At 69.0% G+C, this 5,412-nt stretch carries 5 protein-coding genes and 1 pseudogene; all 6 read left to right on the top strand.

Features of this window, described 5'->3' with window-relative positions:
- Window positions 1–194, top strand: a pseudogene (locus MXC99_RS00725) (methyl-accepting chemotaxis protein); the annotation flags it as partial.
- 155 nt (window positions 195–349) lie between these two features.
- A complete protein-coding gene (locus MXC99_RS00720; protein WP_247723720.1) occupies window positions 350–1,528 on the top strand; it encodes a methyl-accepting chemotaxis protein in 1,179 nt (392 codons plus the stop codon).
- Window positions 1,529–1,542: 14 nt separating this feature from the next.
- The gene (locus MXC99_RS00715) at window positions 1,543–1,908 is read left to right on the top strand and encodes a response regulator (protein WP_107221318.1); all 366 of its coding nucleotides are present in this window, start codon (window positions 1,543–1,545) and stop codon (window positions 1,906–1,908) included.
- Between the two features lie 10 nt (window positions 1,909–1,918).
- The gene (locus tag MXC99_RS00710; protein ID WP_247723719.1) at window positions 1,919–2,260 is read left to right on the top strand and encodes an STAS domain-containing protein; all 342 of its coding nucleotides are present in this window, start codon (window positions 1,919–1,921) and stop codon (window positions 2,258–2,260) included.
- Window positions 2,261–2,271: 11 nt separating this feature from the next.
- A complete protein-coding gene (locus tag MXC99_RS00705; RefSeq protein WP_247723718.1) occupies window positions 2,272–4,443 on the top strand; it encodes a chemotaxis protein CheA in 2,172 nt (723 codons plus the stop codon).
- Window positions 4,444–4,532: 89 nt separating this feature from the next.
- Window positions 4,533–5,412 (top strand): MCP four helix bundle domain-containing protein (locus tag MXC99_RS00700; RefSeq protein WP_247723717.1); only part of this gene is annotated, 880 nt, incomplete at its 3' end.

The following is a 5,412-nucleotide window of genomic DNA, read 5'->3' as shown; positions in this document are numbered from 1 at the left end:
AGACCACGCAGCAGAACGCGTCGGCCTCTGAGGAGCTGTCGGCGACCGCCGAGGAGATGAGCGCCCAGGCGGCGCAGCTGCAGCAGCTGGTAGGCCAGTTCCGGCTCGAAGAATCGGCACCGCGGCCCCGGCGCGGGTGGCAGGCCTTGGCCGATGCCGGCCAGCTCCGGCCGGATGCCGGAAGAATGGGGTAAGATCGCGCCCCTCGCCGATGCGGCAGTGCACAAGGCGTGCCACTGGCGCCGCACGCGAGGCGAACGGAACTGCGTGCCGCCGCCGCCGCCGGATGGAAAACCGGCGCGCGCAGGATGGAGGTCCGCATCACGGAATGATCGAAGGGGAGTCGCGGGTGCTGTCACACATTCGGATCGGGGGGGCGTCGGATGCCGCCAGAGGCGCGGCGATCCTGGGGCCGGGGCTGCTCGGCGCAGGAGGCACGGCCGTGTTCGGCCAGGGGCTGGCGAGCGCACTGCTGGCGGGCCTGCTGGCGCTGCTCACGCTTGTCGCGGGAGCCTGGTTATGGCGCACCGCGCTCCGCCCGCGGCCGGCGGCCGACGAGTCCGGCGGTGCGCACCACATGGCATATGCCGAGAGCCTGCAGCAGGTCGCGCAGGTTTCGCTCGAACGCTGGAGCAGCCACGTCGACATCTCGCGCAGCCAGATGGAAACGGCGGTCGGTGAGCTCGCCCAGGCATTCGGCGAGATTCTCGACCATCTCGGCGAGACCCTCGCCCGCTCCCATGCCGCGACCGCGCGCAGCGGCGAGGACAGCGTCGTCGGCGTCCTCGCCCATGCCCGCGTCGAGCTCGACGGCGTGCTCACCGGGCTCGATGCCGCGCTCGCCGAAAAGCAGACCCTGTCGCAGGCGGTGGAGCGGCTGGGACAGGTGACGGAAGACCTGATGCGGATGGCGGGCGAAGTCGGCCAGATCGCCAGGCACACCAACCTGCTGGCGCTCAACGCGGCGATCGAGGCAGCGCGCGCGGGCGAGGTCGGGCGTGGTTTCGCGGTGGTGGCGAGCGAAGTGCGCACGCTCTCGAACGAATCGGCGGCGACCGGCGGGCGGATCCGCGAAAAGGTCGAGCTGGCGCACGCCGCGATGGCCGAGGCGCAGGCGGCGGCGGCGCGCATGGCCGAGCGCGACGTGGCCCTGGTCGATGAGTCGCAGGCGGCGATCGGCCGCGTCCTCGACCGCTTCGACCGCGTCGGCTCGGCGATGGAGCAGAGCGCGCAGGCGCTCGAGCGCAGCGGCGCCGAAGTGCAGCAACGCGTCGAGGGCGTGATCGTCCATCTGCAATTCCAGGACCGGGTGAGCCAGATCCTGTCCGCGGTCGGCGTCGATATGGCGCGCCTGGCCGGACGCGTGGCCGAAGACGAGTCGCGCCAGCGGCGCGGCGAGCTGCCGGCGCCGATCGATGCCGCGGCCTGGGTCGCGGAACTGGAACGCACCTACACCACGCTCGAGCAGCATGGGCGCAAGGACGAGCCGGCCAGCGCCGCCGCGGGCGGGGAAATCACATTCTTTTAGTGGGGGAAGCATTCATGTCCAAGACCGTACTGATCGTCGACGACTCGGCGTCGCTGCGCCTGGTGGTGAGCATGGCGCTGAAGGGGGCGGGCTATGAGGTCATCGACGCCTGCGACGGGCGCGATGCGCTGGCCAAGCTCAACGGGCAGAAGGTGCATCTGATCATTTCCGACGTGAACATGCCCAACATGGACGGGATCAGCTTCGTGCGTGAAGTGAAGAAGAACCCGGCCTACAAGTTCACGCCGGTGATCATGCTCACCACCGAAGCCGCCGAGGAGAAGAAACGGCTGGGGCAGGAAGCCGGCGCGCGCGCCTGGGTGGTCAAGCCTTTCCAGCCGCAGCAGATGCTGGCCGCGGTCTCGAAGCTGATCATGTGAGCGCGGCACGATGACCACACAAACCCGGCCGACCGGGCCGACCCCGCCGTCTTCTGCTCCCGCGTTCCGCCTCGAGCCCGGCGGCGAGCTGAGCATCTATACCGTGGCCGAGCTGCGCACCGAGTGGCTGGCGGCACTGCACGAGTACGACGAGCTCGAGATCGACCTCGGCCGCATCGAGGAAATCGACACCGCCGGCCTGCAGTTGATGCTGATGGCCAAGCGCTGCGCGGGCAAGACCGTGCGCTTCGTCAATCATGCCGATGCGGTGCTGCGCCTGCTCGACCTGGCGAACCTGGGCGGCGTGCTCGGCGACCCGCTGCTGGTCGCCGATGCGCGCCCGGCGCATTAGGAGTGTGCGACATGGATCTTTCGCTGGCGCTGGCCACCTTCCTCGAAGAAAGCCGCGAACTGCTCGCGCAGATGGAAGACATCCTGCTGCGTGCCGACCGTGGCGAGGCGGGGGGCGAGGACATGAATGCGCTGTTCCGCTGCGCCCACACGATCAAGGGCTCGGCCGGACTGTTCGGCCTGGATGCGGTGGTGCACTTCACCCATGGCGTGGAGAACGTGCTCGATCGCCTGCGTAACGGCGATCTGGCGTTCTCCGGCGAGCTGGTGACCCTGCTGCTCGAAGCGCAGGACCACATCGCCCACCAGGTCGCCGCGATCGCTGCCGGTGACCCCGTGGAGGAAGCCGCCGGGGCGCCGCTGCTGGCGCGCCTGCGGGTCTTCGCCGGTGAGGCCGGCGGCGGGGTCCCGGCCGAGGCCCCGCTCGCCGATGAGCCGGCATGCACGGTGGAGGCCGGCAGCAGCGTGCCGATCGGCGCCGAGCACTGGCATCTGTCGCTGCGCTTCGGCCCCGAAGTGCTGCGCAACGGCATGGACCCGCTGTCCTTCATCCACTATCTGCGCACGCTGGGCGAACTCGTCCATGTCGAGACCGTCACCGATGCGCTGCCCGATCTCGAGGCCGGTGACCCGGAAGTGTGCTGGCTCGGGTTCGAAGTGGCCCTGCGCAGCCCGGCGGGCAAGGCCGAGATCGAGAGCGTGTTCGAGTTCGTCCAGGACAGCGCGACGATCACCATCGTGCCGCTGAACAGCCGCGTCGAAGATTTCATCGCCCTGATCGAATCGCTCGACGAGGACCAGCGTCGGCTGGGCGAGATCCTGGTCGCCTGCGGTTCGCTGACGCCGCGTGAGCTCGAAGAGGCGCTGGCGTGCCAGCAGGCCGCGGTGCCGCCGCAGCGCCTGGGCCAGGTGCTGGTCGAACAGGCGGTGGTGCAGCCGCAGGTGGTCGAGGCCGCGCTCGGCAAGCAGCGTGCCGCCGAGGAGCGGCGCTCGAGCGAAGCCAAGAGCGTCAAGGTCCCGGCCGACCGCCTCGATGCGCTGATCGATCAGGTCGGCGAGCTGGTGATCGCCGGCGCGGCGACCCAGTTGCAGGCGCAGCTGACCAACAGCCGCGAACTGCACGAGACCGCCTCCAACCTGCTGCGCCTGGTCGAGGATGTGCGCGACGCCGCGCTGCGCCTGCGCATGACGCCGATCGGCGAAGTGTTCAACCGCTTCCCGCGCGTGGTGCGCGACGTCTCGCGCGAACTGGGCAAGGACATCGAACTGCGCATCGGCGGCGCCGAGACCGAACTCGACAAGTCGATGGTGGAAAAGATCGGCGATCCGCTGATGCACCTGGTGCGCAACGCCATCGACCACGGCATCGAGTCGCCCGGACAGCGGCTGGCGGCGGGCAAGCCGGCGCGCGGCACGCTGCAGCTCGATGCCTATCACGAAAGCGGCAGCATCGTCATCGAAGTGGCCGACGACGGCGCCGGGCTCGATGCGGGGCGCATTTTCGCCAAGGCGGTCGAACGCGGCCTGGTGGCGCCCGAGGCCCATCTGACGACGGCGGAAATCCATCGCCTGATCCTCGAACCCGGCTTCTCCACCGCCACTCAGGTCACCAACCTGTCCGGGCGCGGCGTCGGCATGGACGTGGTCAAGAGCAACGTCGAGGCTCTGCGTGGCAGCCTCGACATCGACAGCACGCCCGGTCAGGGCACTAGGATGCGGCTGTGCCTGCCGCTGACGCTGGCGATCATCGACGGTTTCCGCGTCGGTGTCGGCGAGGCCAGCTTCATCCTGCCGCTCGATGCGGTACACGAATGCATCGAGCTGCCCGACGGCGTTGGCGAGGCGGCTTATCTGAACCTGCGCGACCAAGTGCTGCCCTTCGTGCGCCTGCGCCGGATGTTCGCCATCGAGGGCGTACCGCCTGTGCGCCAGAGCGTGGTAGTGGTGCGCTTCGCCGGGCGCCAGGCCGGGATCGTGGTGGATCGGCTGCTGGGCGAGTGCCAGACGGTGATTAAGCCGCTCGGCCGGCTGTTTGAGAAGGTCGCGGGAATCGCCGGGTCGACGATCCTGGGGACCGGCGAAGTGGCACTGATCCTCGATGTACCGCAACTGGTCCAGCGCGCGATTGCGCACGAAGGCCGGTTGACCGGCAGCGGGCAACGCGCGCGCGCGCTGGTCGTATAGCCGGCGAGAAGAATCCGTGGGGTGCGCAAGGAAGTGTGCATCCTGCAGGCAAGGCAAAATCACAAGCGGAGAAAGCAGTGTTCAGAAACATGAAAGTGAGCGTGAAGCTCGGGCTGGGCTTTGGCATGGTGCTGGTGTTGCTGGTGCTGGTGGCGGGCATCAGCATCCAGCGCCTGATGCTGATCAACGCCGATGTGGACGAGATGGTCAATGAAACCTGGCCCAAGGTGCAGATGCTGCAGAACGGCCTGGTGGGGGTGAATGAAGTCGCGATGGGCGGGCGCGATCTGGTGATCGCCGACAACCCGGAGCGCATCCAGAAGGCCAAGGAGCGGATCCTGGGCGGGCGCAAGCTGCTCGGCGAGACCTGGGCCGAGCTCGGGCCGCGGCTGGCGACGCCGCGCGGCAAGGAGCTGTTCAAGGCGGTGGTCGAAAGCCGCGAGCAGTACATTCCGATGCAGGATCAGCTGATGAAGCTCGTCGACGAGGGCCGCCGCGAAGAGGCGCGCGAGTATCTGCTCGGCGAGTACAGCGCGGTCGCCACCCTGTACCGCAAGCGGGTCAATGACGTGGTGTCGGTCGGCGATGCGCTGATGGACAAGGGCGGCAGCGCGACCAACGAGCGCGTCGCCGCGGCGGTGATGCTGATTTCGGCACTGGGCGGCGCGGCGGTGCTGCTCGGGCTGGTGGTCGCGGTGCTGATCGGGCGCAGTCTGGTGCGCCAGCTGGGAGGCGAGCCGGGGTACGCGGCGGAGGTCGCGCAGCGGGTTGCGGGCGGGGACCTGACGGTGGCGGTGAAGCTGCGCAAGGGCGACCAGTCGAGCCTGCTGTACGCAATGCAGTGCATGGTGGGGAGCCTGTCGCAGACGGTGGGCAAGGTGAGGGCGGCGGCCGATTCGCTGTCGGCGGCTTCGGAAGAAGTGAGCGCGACCTCGCAGTCGCTGGCGCAGGGCTCGTCGGAGCAGGCGG

Origin of the sequence: Thauera aromatica (assembly GCF_023093595.1) — a bacterium.
Classification (GTDB): domain Bacteria; phylum Pseudomonadota; class Gammaproteobacteria; order Burkholderiales; family Rhodocyclaceae; genus Thauera; species Thauera aromatica_A.
This window is presented reverse-complemented; position numbering and strand designations above follow the sequence as displayed.

What these genes read in the sequence shown, in the direction of transcription:
- MXC99_RS00715 (WP_107221318.1), top strand. Translation starts at nt 1,543, where the DNA reads ATGTCCAAGACCGTACTGATCGTCGACGACTCGGCGTCGCTGCGCCTG.
- MXC99_RS00710 (WP_247723719.1), top strand. Translation starts at nt 1,919, where the DNA reads ATGACCACACAAACCCGGCCGACCGGGCCGACCCCGCCGTCTTCTGCT.
- MXC99_RS00705 (WP_247723718.1), top strand. Translation starts at nt 2,272, where the DNA reads ATGGATCTTTCGCTGGCGCTGGCCACCTTCCTCGAAGAAAGCCGCGAA.